Below are 17,384 nucleotides of genomic sequence, written 5' to 3' on the forward strand. Positions count from 1 at the left end.
CAGCTCGACGGCGTCGCCAAGAAGCACGGCTTTGCCAGCTATGACGAGTACAACAACGTCGTCGACAATATCAGCCTGGTGCTCGGCGGCTTCGATCCCGCCACCAAGAAATATGTCGGCACCGAAGCCGTCATCAAGGCGCAGATCGCGCAGATCCAGGCCGACAAGAAGATGCCGGCCAAGGACAAGAAGGAAGCCCTCGACGAGCTCAACGAAGCGTTGAAGACTCCGGCGCCGCAGGTCGAGAACAAGGGCAATATCGATCTGGTCGGCAAGTACTACGACAAGCTGGTCGCAGCGCTGGGTGACGATCAGAACTGAATGGATGATACGTTCGGTTGCTTACCTGAGCCACGCCTCTCTTCCCGCATGCTATCGCATTTGAGAGCTTTTCCTTGCGGCCATCCTTCGGGACGCTCGCTTGAGACGGGCTCCTCAGTATGAGGGCGGAGGGCGTGGTTACGGTTTCAAAGGCGCTGACGCTGGTTGGCCTCATCCTGAGGAGGCGTTAAAGCATGATCCGGAAAAGTGCGCAGCGGTTTTCCGAAAAGATCATGCGTAAACAACAAGCTAAAGCGCGATGACGATTCATCCTGATCTCATCGCGCTTTAGCGCCGTCTCGAAGGACGAGGCGCGCGCAGGCTGCCGCAACAAGTCATATACGATGGCCCTGCCTCCTGACGGGACGATCGCCGGCATCAGACCCGACCAAGAAAGTCGAGCACCCGGGCCGTCAGCAGCGCGGCCGCATCCGGCTCGTATGACGGTAGGGAGCGGTCGGCGAAGAAGTGTTGATCGCCGCGATACAAGAAAAGCTCCGCGCCCTCGACCTTCTCCACAATCTCGCGGGCCGCGTCGATGTCGCCGTCGCCGACGAAGATCGGATCGTTGTCCATACCGTGAATTTGCACAGCGACGCCGTCCGGCCAAGGACCGAAAGCCCATTGCCCGCTGATCGGCAGGCAAGAGCAGAAGAGCAGGGCTCCGCGGGTCCCGGGCCGTGTCTGCGCAAGCTTCTGCGCCGGCAGCACACCGAACGAGAACCCCGCGTAGACCAGCTCGGACGGCAGTTCGTCGGCGGCGTGGACGCCGCGCTCGCGCATTTGGTCGAACCCGATCTCGCCGATGTAGGCGAGACCCTCCTCGATGCTACGAAAAATGCGTCCGTCGAAGAGGTCCGGCGTATGCACGGTATGGCCGCCCGCCCGCAAATCATCCGCAAACGCGCGCACCCCCTGGGTCAACCCCAGCGCGTGGTGAAACAGCAGGACCTCGGCCATGCGGAGCTCCAAACGGGATGATCAAGCGGATCGTTCAATCTGCCTAACGCATCGTCTCGCTGTCAGCAACGTGCGCACGTTGCCGCGCAAATGAATTTCAGTTGAGGTGATGCGCGTCCAGAGCTTGCATCGCCTCTCGCGCAGAGGAGATGTGAACCTCGGTCCATCGATCGAGCCCCGACTTCATCACGCGCGCGGGGGCGACGGTTTGCGGCTCGGCTCTCGGCCATCACGCCTCGGCCGTCATGTCTGGCCAGTTTACGTCCTGGCCATCATGCGCCAGCGCGAACGTTCGACGCCTTCTGAAAGGCAAAAGGCCCCGGAGTGATCTCCGGGGCTTTCGTCGCTTCGCTGCTTGCAGCGGGGCGCGACTACGTCCTCGTCCGCATCCGCATCATGAAGCTGTCGAAGCTCAGCTCCGCGACCTGCATCCAGGCCAGCGACTCGTTGCGGTAGGCGGCGAGGCTCGCATGCATCTTGCCGAAATGCGGGTTGCTCTTGGAGAGATCTGCGTAGATCTCGTTCGCAGCGCTGTAGCAGCCCTCCAGCACTTCCTGCGGGAAGGGTTTGAGGACCGCGCCGGCGACCAGCAGCCGCTTCAGCGCCGGCGGGTTGACCGCATCATACTTGCCCGTCACCCAGGTGAAGGTGTCGCGCGAGGCGCACTCGATCGCGGCCTGGTAGTGCTTCGGCAGCGCGTTCCACTTGTCCAGGTTCATGATGTTGTGGCCCTGGCCGGTGCCTTCCCACCAGCCCGGATAATAATAGAACTTCGCCACCTTCACGAAGCCGAGCTTCTCGTCGTCATAAGGGCCGACCCATTCGGCGGCATCGATGGTGCCCTTCTCCAGCGCCGGATAGATGTCGCCGCCCGCGATTTGCTGCGGCACGCCGCCGACCTTGGCGATGATCGTGCCGGCGAAGCCGCCGACGCGGAATTTCAGGCCTTGCAGATCGGCCATCGACTTGATCTCCTTCCGGAACCAGCCGCCCATCTGAGCGCCGGTCGAGCCGGTTGGAATGCCGATCGCGTTGTGTTCCTTCAAGAGGGCGTTGAGCAGATCCTGTCCGCCGCCCCATTGCAGCCAGGAGATGTGCTGGCGCGTGTTGAGACCGAACGGCAGTGCCGTGCCGAAGGTGAAGGCGGGATTCTTGCCCCAGTAGTAATACAGCGCGGTGTTGCCCATCTCGACGGTGCCGTTGGACACCGCATCCAGCACCTGCAGCCCCGGGACGATCTCTCCGGACGCGAACGGTTGGATCTGGAATCTGTTGTCCGTGACCTCGGCGACGCGCTTGCAGAAATATTCGCAGCCGCCATAGAGCGTGTCGAGCGCCTTCGGCCAGCTCGCGGCGAGTCGCCATCTGACCTCCGGCATCGATTGTGCAACGGCTGGTGCGGCAACAGCACTCGCGGCAAGGCCCAATCCGCCCGCCGTCAGGAATTTACGACGTTCCATGCGCTTCCCCTCTCTCTCTGCTGTCGAGTCCTCGACGAGGGATCGCGATCTTGGTGCCGCTTTGGTCTTCGCCGGGCAGCCGACGTTGTGTCCGAAATCTTGGTTTTCCGGATCGCGATCAGGATGGCCAAAGGGGGTGCGCAAAGCAAGCGCTCTTTGGTCGTGTCCCGGCACGGCCGTTCAATGTTGCGCTGCGAACGCCGCTTCCATCGCCTTTCGAACCTTCACCGTCTCGTTGTTCGCGTCGAACTCCACGTCGCTCCAGCGCACCACCGCGCCATGCGCGACGTCACGCCTCAGCTTCACCCGATGCGCGAGGCCGATCGGCAGCGCGCCGGCCCTCAGGCTGGCGGCCGCCGGCACCAGCTTGCCCCACACCGTGTAGCCGCCTTCGCCGTCCAGCATCTCGCCGGCGCGCAAGACACGCTTGGCGACCGCCGCGACGTCGCCGCGGAAGCCGTAGGGCTGCCCGGTCGGCTCATTGCGCAGCGCAGCCGACAGGATCGAGATGTTCAGCTCGAGCCCGATCAGATGATAGGGCTTGTACATGGCAGCGTACCGCCCGCTGGTATCGGTCTTCAGGCCGTATTGCCTGAAACAATCCGCCGCATAGTCGTTCGGCGCCTCCAGCACGACATAGACGCCCCAGCGCAGATCGCGAAACACCGGCCGGCCGTCGCGCTCGAGCGACGATACCACCTCCACCACGCCGGAGCTTTCCAGCACGCCGCCCTTGTCGCTGGGCCGCATGACATGCGGCAGGTCGTCGACGCCGCAGGGCGGAAACAGCAGGCCGCCTGAGGGCACGTCGAGCCCGCAGGCGTTGGCGATCGCGGCCATCTCGATCGCCGATTTGGTGCCGTCGAGGAAGGAGTTGAACATCTGCGGATTCATGCCGGCCGACTGCGCCTCGCCGGCGGTGAGGCCGTAATGCTGCCAGACGCCATCAGGCGTGACATCGTGATAGGCGGGCAGGTATTTCGTGCCTTTGCCCGCGGCAACGACGTGAAAGCCGGTGGCGCGGGCCCAGTCGACCATCTCCGCTGTCAGCGCCGGCTGGTCGCCATACGCGAGCGAATAGACGACACCGGCTTTCCGCGCTTCCTCGGCAAGCAAGGGCCCCGCCAGCACGTCGGCCTCGACGTTGACCATCACGACATGCTTGCCCGCCGCGATCGCGGCGCGCGCATGCTTGATGCCGATCGCGGGATTGCCGGTCGCTTCTACCACCACATCCATCGCACCGCCGTCAATGGCGCGGGCGCCGTCATCGGTGAAGACGGTCCTGACGATGCGCTCGGCATCCCAGCCGACGGTGCGGCATGCCTCGCGCGCGCGCTCGCGGTCGATATCGACGATGATGGGGACTTCCAGCCCCGGCGTGTGCGGCACCTGCGCCAGAAACATCGAGCCGAATTTGCCGGCGCCGATCAGCGCGACACGGACGGGTTTGCCGGCGGCCGCGCGGGCCTGGAGGAGGCGGAAGAGGTTCATGGGGCTACCGATCAATTATCGTGTCCCGGACGCGGTGCGGCGCCAAGTGCCGCTCCGCAGAGCCGGGACCCAAAGAAAAACTATCTGCGTGGCCTGGGCCCCGGCTCAGCAGCGCATCACTGACGTGCTGCGCTGCGTCCGGGGCACGAGACCTGTTTACTCCGCCGCCTGCCGCGGCGCCCGTGCCAGCCGCAGCAGCGCATCGTCGTCCACTGTCTTGATCGGCGTGAAATCGCGATGCGCGATGTACTCCGGTCGCGTCGGTGTGCGGATGTAGTTCGAGACCGCGTTCAGCGTCAGGTACACGATCTTGCGCGGGTAGGGGGTGATGTTGCCACTCGAGCCATGCACGAGATTGCCGTGGAACATCAGCATGCCGCCGGGCTTGCCGGTGGGCGCGACGATGCCGCCCTGCTTGACGAGACGCGTCACGGTGTCCTCGTCCAGCGTCCATAGCGGATAGGAAGTGGTGGCGAGGTCGTGCGAAGCTTCGAGATCGCCGGCATTCTGGCTGCGCGGCACCAGCATCAGGGGGCCGTTGATCGGCATCACCTCGTCGAGGAAGATCGCGATGTTCATGGCTCGCGGCTCCGGCATGCCGTCGTCGCGCTTCCAGGTGCCGTAATCCTGGTGCCACTGCCAGACGTCGCCGGTGAAGGCCGATTTCGCGTTGATCTTGAACTGGTGCATGTAGACGGGCTCGCCGAACACCTGCTCGACCGGCTCGATCATGCGCGGATGTGCGCCGAGGATTCCGAACGCCTCGTTGTAGAGATGCGCGGCAAAGGCCGTGCGCGGCGCGCCGCTCTTCTCGCGCCAGATCTCGGGCCGGTTGGCGTCGTAGATACCGACGGCCTCCCGCGCGAGCAGGTCGACCTCTTCCTGGCTGAAGAGCTCGGGGAGAAACAGCCAGCCCTCGCGCTGGAAGAACTCCAATTGCTCCTGAGACAGTTTCATGGTCGTCCTCCTGTTGAATTGATTTTTGTTGTCGTTCCGGGGCGGTCCGTAGGACCGAACCCGGAACCTCGAGATTCCGGGTCGCGCTTTCGCGCGCCCGGAATGACGGCGCGCAGATAGCTACGCCGCCGCCTCGTCCGTCGCCCGCAATCTCTCCTCAGTCATCCGACCCGCCGTCTGCGCATGCGCCAGCGCCGCACACTCGGCGGCCTTCGCCTCGCCCGCGAGAATGTGTTTTGCGATGTCGGCATGCTCGGCCCAGGCGCTGCCGCGATAGTCGAGCTCCGACAGCACCGTCGCCATCGAGCGGCGCATATGCGGCCATTGCGGCGCAATGGTCTCCTCGATCACGGGATTGCCGGCGAGCTGATAGATGGCGCGGTGAAAATCGACGTCGAGCGAGATGAGCTCGGCGAGCGGCGTGTTGCGGTCGATGCTCCGTCCGGCTGCGAGCGCCGCGTCCAGCCGCGCGCGTCCCGCCGCGTCGGTGCCTGCGCGCTCCGCCGCAAGGCGCGCGGCGAGCGCGTCGATGGCGCCGCGCACCTCGTAGAGCTGGCGGATGCGGGAGGGATCGAGCTGCGTGACTTCAAAGCCGCGCTTGCCGCTCTCGGCAACGAGGCCCTGCCGGTGCAGCAGATGCAGCGCATGGGACACCGGCTGGCGCGAGACGCCGAGCTTGTCGGCGAGCTCGTTCTGACGGATGCGCTGGCCAGGTTGAAGCGTGCGGTCGGAGATCGCCTCCAGGATCCGGGCATAGACCTGGTCGATCAGGTTCGGGAGCGGGTCGAGAGGGATCACGCCGGCAGCTCCGAGCAAAAGGGAATACGGAATTCCGCATTCCAATGTACTCCAGGGGAGAGGACGGCGTCAATGGTGTCCTAAACCGTTGATTTTATTGGGAGTGGTCTACTGTGCATGGGGTTGTTTTCGCGGCAGTGAGCCGGTTCAGGGTTCCAGCACCTCCACGTCGAGCGCCGCAATCCGCTCCGCATCGGCCAGAGCCTCGATCGCGGGAATACGGTCGCCGCTGAACGCGACACGCAGCGCGATGCGCAGCTGGTCGCCGAGGATGAGCGCTCAGTCCGACAGAAACCTGTTCACCACCTCGCCGAACTCCAGCGGCGCCTGCTCGAACATCCAGTGGCCGGCATTGGGGATCACCGCCGCCTGGGCGCCTGCAATGTGCTCGGCCAGCACGCGCCAGATCACCGACAGGCTCCCCGTGGTTGCCCCGCCGCCGATCAGCAGTGTCGGCGTCCTGATCGCCTGCGCGTCGCTGAGCGTGTAGGGCTGGCGCTGCTCGTTGATCTGGCCGCGGAAGGTCAGCGCGTTGTCGCGTAGCTGCTGTTTTGCGGCCGCCGGCACGCGACGCCAGGAGCCGTCGCCCTCGATGCCTTCATAGAAATTTTGCAGCGCGCCCTCGATGTCGCCGGCGCGGATCATCTCGGCCGAGCGTATCGTCTTCGCAGCGAGCGGCGGATGCGCGGGCGTGCCCTCCGGCAGCGGCAGGCTGGCGTCGAGATCGCCGCCGGGCTCGGCGAGCACCAGCTTTCGCAACAGATCAGGCCGCGCTTGCGCCACGCGAAACGCGATATGGCCGCCGCGCGAATGGCCCATCAGATCGACCGGTCCGGGTTTGACTTGCTCAATGAGCGCGATGGTGTCGGCAACATGCTGCGCCATCTTGTAGTCGTCGCCGACGGCGTCCCAATGCTCGGGAAAGAAATGCCGCAGGCTCACCGAGATCACCCGATGCTTCTTCGACAGCGGCCCGAGCACCGAATACCAGGTTCGGAAATCGCCTAACGTGCCGTGCACGCAGACCAGCGGACGGCCTTGGCCGACTTCGAGATAGGCCATGTCGTAACCGTTGACGCGAAAGCTCTGCATGATCAGCTCGCCAGAAAATCCAGGGACGATTTCGGAGTATTTCTGCGGCGCCTGCTCGAACATCGGGTGGGTCGCATTCGGGATGATCGCCGTCTTGGAATAGGGCACATGCGCGGCCAGCGCATGCAGCACCTTCGGCAGCAGACCCTTGGTCCGCGCGCCCAGGATGAACAGCGTCGGCATCAGAATCGATTCCGCATCCGCCTTCGAGAAGGGCGGGCGATTGTCGCGGACCTGGCCGATCAGGGTGTAGGCATTGTCGCGAAGGTTCTGCTTCACCATCGCCGGCAGCCGCGCCCAGGTGCCGGCGCCCTCCAGCGTGTCGACGAACACCGCGAGCCCGCCGTCGACGTCGCCCGCTGCGATCTTCTCCGCCGAAGCCGTGAAGCGCGCCAGCAGCGGCGAGGGACCGCCGACATAGTCCGGGTCGAGGCTCGCATCGAGCTCGCCGCCGGGTTCAGCCAGGACCAGCCGCCGGAGCAGGTCCGGCCGCCGCTGCGCGACGCGAAAGCAGATGTGCCCGCCACGGGAATGGCCCATCAAATCGACCGGGCCGAGATCGAGTTTCTCGATAAAGGCGATGACGTCTTGGACATGCTGGGCAATCGAATAGGTGTCGCCGATGCCGTCCCATCGATCGGGAAAGAAGTGCCGCAAGCTGACGGCGATCACCCGGTGCCGCTGCGTCAGCGGCCGGAGCACGCAACCCCAGACGCGGAAGTCATTCAGCGATCCATGCACGCAGACCAGCGGCGCGCGGCCCTTGTCTTCGCCCACGTCGAGATAGGGCATGTCGTATCCGTTGACGTGGAGGCTTTGCATTCGGGGCTCGCGAAAGGGGACGGCGGAACTCCTGTGCAAGATTCCCGGAAACCGGGTGGATCGCAACTATTTCCAAGCCTAGATTTGGCGAGAGATGAAAGTGGGAGCCTGCGACAAGGACGCAAGCCAGGAACCAAGCCATGACCGACCAGCATTTTTCCCTGTTCGACACAAGGATCGGCCTCTGTGCCATCGCCTGGGGGCCACGCGGCATCAACGGCACGCAGCTGCCAATGGGCGGCGAGCAGAAGATCCGCACCCGCATCAGCCAGCGCCATCCTGACGCCAGTGAAGCCGAGCCCACCGCCGAGGTGCAGCAGGCGATCGACCGCATGACAAAACTGCTCGCGGGCGAGCCCGACGATCTCACCGACATTCCGCTCGATCTCGATGGCGTGCCCGAATTCAACCGCGGCGTCTACGAGATCGCCCGCGCGATTCCGCCCGGCAAGACCATCACCTATGGCGACATCGCAAAACAGCTCGGCGGCGTCCAGCTCTCGCGCGATGTCGGTCAGGCGCTCGGCCGCAACCCGTGCCCAATCGTCGTGCCCTGCCATCGCGTGCTGGCGGCCGGCAACAAGCCCGGCGGCTTCTCGGCGAATGGCGGCGTGGTGACGAAGCTTAAGATGCTCGAAATCGAAGGCGCGCTGGTGAACCACACGCCGAGTTTGTTTGATTGAGGCTTAAATCTTCGCCGCCGTCTTCGGCCAATACCGATCGCGCAAGTGCCGCTTCACCAGCTTGCCCGTGGGCGTGCGCGGCAGCTCGGCTTCGAAATCGATCGAGCGCGGGCATTTGATCGTGGAGAGGCGGCTTTTGCAGTAGGCGATCAGGTCGGCCTCGAGCTCCTTGCCGGCGCGCGTCATGTCGTGCGGCTGCACCACCGCCTTCACCTCTTCGCCCATCTCCTCGTTCGGCACGCCGAACACGGCGACGTCGGCCACCTCGGGATGGGTGATGAGCACGTCCTCGGTCTCCTGCGGGTAAACGTTCACGCCGCCGGAGATGATCATGTAGGACTTGCGGTCGGTGAGGAACAGAAAGCCGTCCTTGTCGAGATAGCCGACGTCGCCGAGCGTCGACCAGCCCTTGGCGTTATAGGCCTTCTTCGTCTTCTCGGGATCGTTGTGATAGGTGAAGGCGGGCGCGTCGGCGAAATAGACCGTGCCGATCTCGCCGGTTGGCTGCTCCTCGTCGTTCTCGTCCAGGATCTTGATCTTGCCGACCACGGCGCGGCCGACGCTGCCGCGATGCTCGAGCCATTCTTTCGAGTTGCACACGGTGACGCCGTTGCCTTCCGAGCCTGCGTAATACTCGATTAGGATCGGGCCCCACCAGTCGATCATCTTGGCCTTGACGTCGACGGGGCAGGGCGCGGCGGCGTGGATCGCGCCCTTCAGCGTCGAGACATTGTATCTGGTGCGAACCTCGTCCGGCAGCTTCAGCATGCGCACGAACATGGTCGGCACCAGCTGCGATTGGGTGACCTTGTATCTCTCGACCAGCTTCAAGAACTCTTCCGCGTCAAAATGCTCCATGATGAGGGAGGTGCCGCCAAGCACGATTGCCATCATGTTGAAGCGCAGGGGCGCAGCGTGATAGAGCGGCGCTGGCGAGAGGTAGATGCTCTCGGCGTTCATGCCGCACATGTCGGCGCAGAGCACCTTCAGCAGCGGATTCGGCGCGTCGATCGCCTTGCCTTCAAACGCCTTCTTGACGCCTTTCGGCCGTCCGGTCGTGCCGGACGAATACAGCATATCGTAGCCGGCGACCTCGTCCGCAACCGGCGTGATCGGCTGCGCGGCTGCTTCCTTGTCGTAAGAGCGGAAGCCGGGTAGGGGCTCGTCCATCATGTAGAAGACCGGCTCGTTCGGCGTCCCCTTGATCAGGCCCTTGATCTGGTCGGCGCATTTCGGCGTGGTGATCACGACCTTGGCGCCGCAATCGCCAATGATGTAGTCGATCTCGTCCTGCTTCAGATAACGGCTGATCGCGGTGTAATAGAGCCCGCTGCGTTGTGCCGCCCAGCAGATCTCCATGAAGGCGAGGCGGTTTTCCATCAGCAGCGCGATGTGGTCGCCGGCCTTGAGGCCGAGCGAGCGAAACAGCTGAGCGCCCTGGTTGGAGAGCTCGTCGAGCTCGCGATAGGTGATCGCCTTGCCGGTGCCGGCCATCTGGTAGGCGATCTTGTCGGGAGTCGTGCGGGCATGGATGGACGGATGGGTCATGGGGCTGCTTCAAGACCGGCAAATGGATATGACGTTCCCCGGACGCAGCGCAGCACGAAGTGGTGCGCTGCTGATCCGGGGTCCACTGTGGGGCATGGGTCCCGGCTCTGCGCAGCAGCGTTGCACGCTGCAGCGCGTCCGGCACACGAGAGCAGCCTACAGCCGCTCGACGATCGTCACGTTGGCCATGCCGCCGCCTTCGCACATGGTCTGCAGGCCATAGCGCTTGCCGCGCTGGTGCAGGGCGTGAACCAGCGTCGTCATCAGCTTGGTGCCGGAGCCGCCGAGCGGATGCCCGAGCGCGATGGCACCGCCATTGACGTTGAGGCGCGCCGGATCGGCGCCGGTGGTCTTGAGCCAGCTGGTCGGCACTGAGGCGAACGCCTCGTTGACCTCAAACAAGTCGATGTCGTCGATCGTCATGCCGGCCTTCTCCAGCGCCTTCTTGGTGGCGTGCAGGGGAGCATCGAGCATGATGACGGGATCGCCGCCGGTCATGGTCATGTGATGGATGCGCGCCAGCGGCGTGGCGCCGAGCTGCTTGAGGCCGCGCTCGTTCACGACCATCACGCCGGAGGCGCCGTCGCAGATCTGGCTGGCGCTGGCCGCAGTCAGCTTGCCATTCTCGGCAATCAGCTTGACGCCCTTGATGCCGTCGAGGGTGACGTCGAAGCGGATGCCTTCGTCGACGTGATGGGTGTCCTTGCTGCCGTCGGCGCGGGTGATCTCGATCGGCACGATCTCCTTCTTGAAATGGCCGGCCTGCGTCGCTGCGATCGCGCGCTGATGGCTCTGGTACGAATATTCGTCGAGGTCATCCTTCGACAGGCCGTACTTCTCGGCCATCATCTCGGCGCCGGTGAACTGGCTGAACACGATGTTCGGATACTTCGCCTCGATGCCCGGGCTCTTGTAGTGGCCAAAGCCGTTCTTGGCGGCGAGCTGCGAGGACAGGCCCATCGGCACCCGCGTCATCGATTCCACGCCCGCCGCGATCACTACGTCCATCGTGCCGGACATCACGGCCTGCGCCGCGAAGTGCAGCGCCTGCTGCGAGGAGCCGCACTGGCGGTCGATCGAGGTGCCCGGCACGCTCTCCGGCAGCTTTGACGCCATGATCGCGTTGCGCGCAATGTTATTGGACTGCTCGCCGACCTGCATCACGCAGCCCATGATCACGTCCTCGACCAGGGCGGGATCTACCTTGGTGCGATCGACCAGCTCGTCCAGCACCTTTGCGGCGAGATCGGCCGGATGCCAGCCGGCGAGGCGGCCCCCCTTGCGCCCGCCCGCGGTACGTGCGGCGGCGACGATGTAAGCCTCGGCCATGTCGGTTTCTCCCTGGATTCTTGATTGGGTTGTTGTCGAGAACGGATTTAAGGGGTCGGATATCGTTTAGTCAATCGATCAATTAACTCTTGTGAAGAGGCGCTGCATCGGCTTATCTGCGGCCGGCTTCACGCGCGAGAACAGGGATCTCCGTGACGAACAGCGTACCGAACCGGCTTCCGAGCGGGAAAAATTCCACGGCAGAGAAATTGCTCGTGGCCGCGAGCGAGCTGATGATCGAACGCTCCTCGATCGAGATCTCACTCTCCGACATCGCCCAGAAATCGGGCGCCAACGCCGCATTGGTGAAATATCATTTCGGTAATAAGGACGGCCTCTTGCTGGCGCTGCTCGAGCGCAACGCCGCCACCGAGCTGTCCAACCTCGAATATCTCCTGGCGCAGCCGATCACGCCGACGGCAAAGCTGAAGCTACATATCGCCGGCATCATCCGCGCCTATTACCGGTTCCCGTACATGAACCGACTGATCCACTATCTGCTGCATGAGAGCGCCGCCGGCTCCGCCGACGAAGTTTCGAAGTTCTTCGTGGCGCCGCTGCTGGATTTCCACCGCCGCCTGCTCGCCGAAGGCGAGACGAGCGGCGAATTCCGCGTCACCGATCCGGTGCTGTTCTACACCAGCTTGATCGGCGCCTGCGATCACCTGTTCTTCGGCCGGCATGCGATGTCTCGCGCGACCGGCGTCGGCCCGGTCACCGACGACGTCTGCCGGCAATACATCAAGCACATGGAAACGCTGATCTGCGGCGGCATCCTCGCGCAAGCCGAGAAAGCCGCTGCTGCCGGATAATCCGGCCATCACTCTCAGAGTCCAGAGAAGAAACGCCCAAGGAAAAGGTAGAGGAAAGGTACAAGCGATGGAATTGAAAGGCGTAGCCGTTCTCATCACCGGTGGGGGCTCGGGTCTCGGTGAAGCGACCGCCCGCGCCATGGTGGCCAAGGGCGCCAAGATCGGCGTGATCGACCAGAACAAGGAGAACGCCGAGAAGGTCGCCGCCGAAGTGAAGGGCGTCGCGCTGCACGCCGACGTCACCAGCGAGGAGCAGATCAAGGCCGCGATCGCCAAAGCGGAAGCCGCGCACGGCGTTGCCCGCGTGCTGATGAACTGCGCCGGCATCGGCGGCTCGCAGCGCATCGTCGGCCGCGACGGCGTCTATCCCCTCGAAAAGTTCGCACGCATCATCAACGTCAATCTGATCGGCACCTTCAACTGCCTGCGGCTGTTCGCCGAGCGCCTGGTCACCATCGAGCCGGTCGGTGAGGAGCGCGGCGTCATCATCAACACCGCCTCCGTTGCCGCTTACGAAGGCCAGATCGGCCAGATCGCCTATTCGGCGTCGAAGGGCGGCGTTGTTGGCCTGACCTTGCCGGCCGCGCGCGACCTCGCCAGCCAGAAGATCCGCGTCAACACCATCGCGCCCGGCCTGTTCTTCACGCCACTGCTGATGGGCCTCAACGAAGAAGCCCGCAAGAGCCTGGGCGCCCAGGTGCCGCATCCCTCGCGCCTCGGCGATGCCAAGGAATACGGCGCGCTGGCGGTGCACATCGTGGAGAATGCGATGCTGAACGGCGAGACCATCCGGCTCGACGGCGCCATCCGCATGGCGCCGCGGTAGGGCGGTTGCCGCTCCTTACCCTCCCCTGGAGGGCGAGGGTCGATTGCGCGAAGCGCGAGCGGGGTGGGGTGATCTCTCCAGACGGGCAGCATCTCAAGTGGAGAGACCGTCACCCCACACCGGCTCACATTTCGCTGCGCGCAATGTGAGCCGACCCTCCCCCTCCAGGGGAGGGTGAGAGACGGTCTCCGTGTGGCAAGAAAGTGCGAGGCCCCATGTCCCAACCGCTGCTGATCGAGCACGACGACGGCGTCGACCGGGTGACGCTCAATCGTCCTGACCGTCTCAACGCGCTCGATCCGGCGCTGATCGATGCGCTCAATTCCTATTTCCAGGGCCTGCAGCGCAATCGCGACACGCGCGTCGTGGTGTTCAAGGGCGCCGGTAAGAATTTCTGCGCCGGCCTCGACCTCAAGGCCGCGATGGCGCGCCGGGCCGGGCAGCAGGAGCCGCCCGGTGTCACGGAGTCATTGGACTCGCAGCGGCGCATCGCCGACATCGTGATGCTGATGCGGCGCTGCCCGCAGCCGATCATCTCGCTGCTGCAGGGCGCCGCGGCCGGCGGCGGCTTTGCGCTGGCGCTCGCCTCCGACATCCGCATCGCGACGAAATCGGCGCGAATGAACTGCGCTTTCATCAAGCTTGGCCTTGGCGGCTGCGACATCGGCACCAGCTATTTTTTGCCGCGGCTCGTCGGCGTTTCCGTCGCGTCCGAGCTGATCCTCACCGGACGCTTCATCGGCGCCGAGCGCGCGCTCGCGGTCGGGCTCGTCTCGGAGGTCGTCGACGAGGACAAGCTCGATGCAGCGGCCGAGCCTTATGTCGATGCCATGATGATGGCCTCGCCCGTGGGGCTGCGCCTGTCGAAAGAATGTCTCAATATGAGCGTCGATGCGGGATCGCTGGAGGCGGCGATCGCGATGGAGGATCGCAACCAGGTCCTGTGCAGCCGCTCCGAGGAATTTTCGGAAGGCATCAGGGCCTTCCTTGAGAAGCGAAAGCCTGTCTATATCAAGCGCTGAACGACGAAGATCCGCAAAGGACTATAATTCCGGGAGACGCAAAATGAGTGGAAGTGCGGCGGCGGTGATGACGAAGCCCGCCTTTCGCAAGGTCGAGTGGCTCAAGCGCGACATCGATGTCGAGCGCCGTGCCGACGGCACCGTGGTGCTGAAGTCGCGCATTCCGCTGCAGCCTTACGAGACGCACATCCCGGCGTCGCTGGCGAAATGGGCCAGGGAAGCGCCCGAGCGCATCTGGCTCGCGCAGCGCGGCGGAGCGAACCGCGAATGGCGCAAGGTCTCCTATGGCGAGGCCAAGCGCACCGTCGACGCGCTGACGCAGGCGCTGCTCGATCTCAAGTTGGGCGGACGCCCGGTCGCGATCCTCTCCGGCAACTCGATCGAGCACGCGCTGATGACGCAGGCCGCGATGCAGGCGCGCGTCCCGGCGGCGCCGGTGTCGCCGGCCTATTCACTGATGAGCCACGATCACGTCAAGCTGAAGTACCTGTTCGACCTGATCAAGCCGGCCGTCGTGATGGTGCAGGACGGCCCGACTTTCGAGAAGGCGCTGAAGGCACTCGATCTCGCCGGCCTCACCGTCGTTCACGTCGCGCGGCCCTGCGACGGCATCAAGAGCGTCAGCTTCGCCGAGCTCGCGGCGACGCCGGTGACCAGGGATGTCGAGGACTCGATCGCGAAGATCACGCCCGATACCGTCGGCAAGCTGCTGTTCACATCCGGCTCGACCGGCATGCCCAAGTCCGTCATCAACACGCAGCGCATGATGTGCGCCAATGCGGCGATGATGATGCAGGTGCGACCGCGCCTCCCGGGCGGCCCGCTGCCGGTCGTGCTCGACTGGATGCCGTGGAATCACACCATGGGCGGCAACGCCGCTTTCCATCCGGTGCTCGTTGATGGCGGCACGCTGTATATCGATGACGGCCGCCCGATGCCAGGCCAGCTCGAGGAGACCATCAGGAATCTGCGCGAGATCTCGCCCACCTATTACGCCAACGTGCCCGCCGGCTATGCCGCGCTGGCGGCGGCGATGGAGAAGGACGATGCGCTCTGCCGGTCGTTTTTCAAGAACCTGTCGATCATGGCCTATGGCGGCGCGCGGCTGCCCGACGATCTCTACGACCGCATGCAGACCCTCGCCGTGAAGGCCACCGGCGAGCGCATCGTGTTCTACACCGGCTGGGGCTCGACCGAGACCGCGCCGACCTCGACCGGCACCTATTGGGACACCGAACGCGTCGGCTTGATCGGCCTGCCGTTTCCCGGCGTCGAACTGAAGATGGTGCCGTGCGGCCCGAAATACGAGCTGCGTGTGCGCGGCGTCAACGTCACGCCCGGCTATTTCGGCCAGCCGGACCTGACCAAGAAGATGTTCGACGAGGAAGGCTTTTACCGCATCGGCGATGCCGGCATCTTCGTCGACGATGCCGATCCGGTGAAGGGCATCATCTTCGCCGGCCGCGTGGTCGAGGACTTCAAACTCACAACGGGCACGTTCGTGCATGTCGGCTCGCTGCGTACCGATGCGATCGCTGCGGCGACACCCGTCGTGCATGATGCGCTGGTCGCTGGGCAGGACCAATGCTCCATTGGTTTGCTCGCCTGGCCCAATCTGCATGCGTGCCGCCAGCTCGTGGGCAATCCCGACCTCAGCTTCGAGGACGCGGTGAAGCACCCCGAAGTGATCGCCTGCTTCAAGCGTGGTCTCGAAGCACACAACAGGGAATGCGCGGGCGCCAGCAGCCGCGTCATCGCCCGCGCCATGCTGATGGCCGAGCCGCCCTCGATCGACGGCAACGAGCTCACCGACAAGGGCTACATCAACCAGCGCGCCGGCCTGGAACGCCGCGCGGCCCTGGTGGAGCGGCTCTATGCGGACCAGCCGGACCAGGATGTGATCGTGCTGCGATGAGTGCGGAGTGAATTCGTCATTCCGGGACGCGGGTAGCGCGAACTATGGTGCGCAATTGCGCACCTGAGAATGCAGAGATGACTAAATCGAGATTCCGGGTTCGGCGCTCCGCGTCGCCTAGGAATCACAGCAAGTGAAAGGGCAGCCGGCCATGAACTTCGACTTCTCCGACGACCAGAAGCAGCTTCGCGATCAGGCGCGCAAATTCCTTGCCGAAAAATGCTCGCCGAAGGCCGTGCGAGTCGTGCTCGACGGCAAGGCGCCCTACGACAAGGAGCTGTGGAAGGGGCTCGCCGAGATGGGTTTTCTCGGCGTCGCGATCCCCGAGGAATTCGGCGGCGCGGGCGCCGGTCATCTCGAGCTCTGCGTGATCGCGGAGGAAATGGGGCGGGCGAATGCGCCGGTGCCGTTCTCTTCGACCGTGTACCTTGCCGCTGAAGCGCTGCTGATCGCCGGCAACGACGCGCAAAAGAAGAAGTGGCTGCCCGCGATCGCCTCGGGCGACGCGATCGGCACGCTGGCGCTGTTCGAGGGTAAGGGCAATCCGGCGCCGAAGAACGTCAAGCTGACGGCCGCGAACGGCGTGCTCAACGGTGTCAAGAAGCCGGTGGCCGACGGCGCGATCGCCGACTTCGCGGTGGTTGCCGCGCGTACGGGATCGAGCGGGCGTGAGGGCGACATCTCGCTGTTCCTCGTCGATCTCAAGGCCAGCGGCGTCGAGGTGAAGAGCCTGACCAATCTCGATCCGACTCGCGGGCAGGCGGAGATCATTTTCAAAGACTGCAAAGCCGAACCGGTCGGTGCTGCCGGTGAAGGCTGGAGCATTTTGACTCAGCTGCTCGACCGCGCCGCGGTGCTCTGCGCCTTCGAGCAGGTCGGTGGTGCCGACCGCGCGCTGGAGATGGGCCGCGACTACGCGCTCGACCGCATCGCCTTCGGCCGCCAGATCGGCTCGTTCCAGGCGATCAAGCACATGCTCGCCGATATGTACGTCTCGGCGACGCTGGCGCGCTCCAACAGCTATTACGGCGCCTGGGCGCTCTCGACCAACGCGGCCGAGTTGCCGGAAGCCGCCGCCGCCGCGCGCATCAGCGCGACGCACGCCTTCCAGCACTGCGCCAAGAACAACATCCAGGTTCACGGCGGCATGGGCTTCACCTGGGAGTTCGACTGCCACATGTACTACCGCCGCGCCAACGCCATGGCGTTGGGCTTGGGCAGCATGTCCTATTGGGAAGACCAACTGGTCGACCGCATGCGGAAGAAGAACGCGGCGTAGACTCCTTGTCGTCATTCCGCGGCGCGCGAAGCGCGAACCCGGGATCTCGAGATGAGTCGATAACCT

General features: G+C 64.5%; 15 protein-coding genes and 1 pseudogene (1 of these 16 running past the window's edge). 7 read left to right on the forward strand and 9 right to left on the reverse strand.

From position 1 onward, the window contains the following. Window positions 1-321, forward strand: the 3' portion of a protein-coding gene (locus tag ACVWY3_RS34130; RefSeq protein ID WP_456842376.1) for a hypothetical protein. Its footprint begins 276 nt before the window's first position; only the last 321 of its 597 coding nucleotides appear in the window; the start codon falls outside the window, past its left edge; it ends in the stop codon at window positions 319-321. A gap of 378 nt (window positions 322-699) precedes the next feature. Here the strand turns inward: ACVWY3_RS34130 and ACVWY3_RS34135 are convergent, their stop codons facing one another. The 7 genes and pseudogenes from ACVWY3_RS34135 to ACVWY3_RS34165 form a co-directional block, all read right to left on the reverse strand. Continuing rightward, window positions 700-1,281, reverse strand: a complete 582-nt coding sequence (locus tag ACVWY3_RS34135) for a dienelactone hydrolase family protein (RefSeq protein ID WP_456842377.1) — start codon at window positions 1,279-1,281, stop codon at window positions 700-702. Window positions 1,282-1,652: 371 nt separating this feature from the next. Then, entirely contained in the window at window positions 1,653-2,741 is a 1,089-nt protein-coding gene (locus tag ACVWY3_RS34140; RefSeq protein ID WP_456842378.1) for a TRAP transporter substrate-binding protein, read from the reverse strand. Between the two features lie 180 nt (window positions 2,742-2,921). Beyond that, complete coding sequence (locus tag ACVWY3_RS34145) at window positions 2,922-4,235, reverse strand: NAD(P)H-dependent oxidoreductase (RefSeq protein WP_456842379.1); 1,314 nt, start codon at window positions 4,233-4,235, stop codon at window positions 2,922-2,924. A 156-nt stretch (window positions 4,236-4,391) separates the two neighbouring features. After that, on the reverse strand, window positions 4,392-5,192 hold the full coding sequence (locus ACVWY3_RS34150) for a phytanoyl-CoA dioxygenase family protein (protein ID WP_456842380.1): 801 nt from the start codon (window positions 5,190-5,192) through the stop codon (window positions 4,392-4,394). Window positions 5,193-5,312: 120 nt separating this feature from the next. After that, window positions 5,313-5,990 (reverse strand): GntR family transcriptional regulator, encoded by a 678-nt coding sequence (locus tag ACVWY3_RS34155; RefSeq protein ID WP_456842381.1) that lies wholly within the window; start codon window positions 5,988-5,990, stop codon window positions 5,313-5,315. 279 nt (window positions 5,991-6,269) lie between these two features. Continuing rightward, a complete protein-coding gene (locus tag ACVWY3_RS34160) occupies window positions 6,270-7,082 on the reverse strand; it encodes an alpha/beta fold hydrolase (RefSeq protein ID WP_456843525.1) in 813 nt (270 codons plus the stop codon). 93 nt (window positions 7,083-7,175) lie between these two features. Next, window positions 7,176-7,904 (reverse strand): annotated as a pseudogene (locus ACVWY3_RS34165) (alpha/beta fold hydrolase); the annotation flags it as partial. A gap of 140 nt (window positions 7,905-8,044) precedes the next feature. Between ACVWY3_RS34165 and ACVWY3_RS34170 the strand changes: the two are divergent. After that, a complete protein-coding gene (locus ACVWY3_RS34170) occupies window positions 8,045-8,587 on the forward strand; it encodes a methylated-DNA--[protein]-cysteine S-methyltransferase (protein ID WP_456842382.1) in 543 nt (180 codons plus the stop codon). A 3-nt stretch (window positions 8,588-8,590) separates the two neighbouring features. On the opposite strand, the gene ACVWY3_RS34175 is transcribed toward ACVWY3_RS34170, so the two are convergent. Continuing rightward, window positions 8,591-10,135, reverse strand: a complete 1,545-nt coding sequence (locus tag ACVWY3_RS34175) for an acyl-CoA synthetase (RefSeq protein ID WP_456842383.1) — start codon at window positions 10,133-10,135, stop codon at window positions 8,591-8,593. A 156-nt stretch (window positions 10,136-10,291) separates the two neighbouring features. Next, a complete protein-coding gene (locus ACVWY3_RS34180; RefSeq protein ID WP_456842384.1) occupies window positions 10,292-11,464 on the reverse strand; it encodes an acetyl-CoA C-acetyltransferase in 1,173 nt (390 codons plus the stop codon). A gap of 233 nt (window positions 11,465-11,697) precedes the next feature. On the opposite strand from ACVWY3_RS34180, the gene ACVWY3_RS34185 reads away from it, so the two are divergent. From ACVWY3_RS34185 to ACVWY3_RS34205, 5 genes are all read left to right on the forward strand, one after another. After that, window positions 11,698-12,276, forward strand: a complete 579-nt coding sequence (locus tag ACVWY3_RS34185) for a TetR family transcriptional regulator (protein WP_456842385.1) — start codon at window positions 11,698-11,700, stop codon at window positions 12,274-12,276. 67 nt (window positions 12,277-12,343) lie between these two features. After that, window positions 12,344-13,102: an SDR family NAD(P)-dependent oxidoreductase gene (locus ACVWY3_RS34190; protein ID WP_456842386.1), complete on the forward strand. Its 759-nt coding sequence runs from the start codon at window positions 12,344-12,346 to the stop codon at window positions 13,100-13,102. Window positions 13,103-13,317: 215 nt separating this feature from the next. Further along, the gene (locus tag ACVWY3_RS34195) at window positions 13,318-14,124 is read left to right on the forward strand and encodes an enoyl-CoA hydratase/isomerase family protein (RefSeq protein WP_456842387.1); all 807 of its coding nucleotides are present in this window, start codon (window positions 13,318-13,320) and stop codon (window positions 14,122-14,124) included. 43 nt (window positions 14,125-14,167) lie between these two features. After that, window positions 14,168-16,039 carry an AMP-binding protein gene (locus tag ACVWY3_RS34200; RefSeq protein ID WP_456842388.1) on the forward strand — a complete coding sequence of 624 codons (1,872 nt, stop codon included), beginning with the start codon at window positions 14,168-14,170 and terminating at the stop codon, window positions 16,037-16,039. Window positions 16,040-16,190: 151 nt separating this feature from the next. Continuing rightward, window positions 16,191-17,318 (forward strand): acyl-CoA dehydrogenase family protein, encoded by a 1,128-nt coding sequence (locus ACVWY3_RS34205; protein WP_456843526.1) that lies wholly within the window; start codon window positions 16,191-16,193, stop codon window positions 17,316-17,318. Window positions 17,319-17,384: the final 66 nt, after the last annotated feature.

It is taken from the genome of Bradyrhizobium sp. USDA 4486, from assembly GCF_054057995.1.

Bases quoted from the DNA above. Each gene is read 5' to 3' on its own strand.
- ACVWY3_RS34140 (WP_456842378.1), bottom strand. From the start codon at position 2,741: ATGGAACGTCGTAAATTCCTGACGGCGGGCGGATTGGGCCTTGCCGCG.
- ACVWY3_RS34185 (WP_456842385.1), top strand. From the start codon at position 11,698: ATGATCGAACGCTCCTCGATCGAGATCTCACTCTCCGACATCGCCCAG.
- ACVWY3_RS34150 (WP_456842380.1), bottom strand. From the start codon at position 5,192: ATGAAACTGTCTCAGGAGCAATTGGAGTTCTTCCAGCGCGAGGGCTGG.
- ACVWY3_RS34180 (WP_456842384.1), bottom strand. From the start codon at position 11,464: ATGGCCGAGGCTTACATCGTCGCCGCCGCACGTACCGCGGGCGGGCGC.
- ACVWY3_RS34160 (WP_456843525.1), bottom strand. From the start codon at position 7,082: ATGCAGAGCTTTCGCGTCAACGGTTACGACATGGCCTATCTCGAAGTC.
- ACVWY3_RS34135 (WP_456842377.1), bottom strand. From the start codon at position 1,281: ATGGCCGAGGTCCTGCTGTTTCACCACGCGCTGGGGTTGACCCAGGGG.
- ACVWY3_RS34190 (WP_456842386.1), top strand. From the start codon at position 12,344: ATGGAATTGAAAGGCGTAGCCGTTCTCATCACCGGTGGGGGCTCGGGT.
- ACVWY3_RS34170 (WP_456842382.1), top strand. From the start codon at position 8,045: ATGACCGACCAGCATTTTTCCCTGTTCGACACAAGGATCGGCCTCTGT.
- ACVWY3_RS34175 (WP_456842383.1), bottom strand. From the start codon at position 10,135: ATGACCCATCCGTCCATCCATGCCCGCACGACTCCCGACAAGATCGCC.
- ACVWY3_RS34195 (WP_456842387.1), top strand. From the start codon at position 13,318: ATGTCCCAACCGCTGCTGATCGAGCACGACGACGGCGTCGACCGGGTG.
- ACVWY3_RS34205 (WP_456843526.1), top strand. From the start codon at position 16,191: ATGAACTTCGACTTCTCCGACGACCAGAAGCAGCTTCGCGATCAGGCG.
- ACVWY3_RS34145 (WP_456842379.1), bottom strand. From the start codon at position 4,235: ATGAACCTCTTCCGCCTCCTCCAGGCCCGCGCGGCCGCCGGCAAACCC.
- ACVWY3_RS34200 (WP_456842388.1), top strand. From the start codon at position 14,168: ATGAGTGGAAGTGCGGCGGCGGTGATGACGAAGCCCGCCTTTCGCAAG.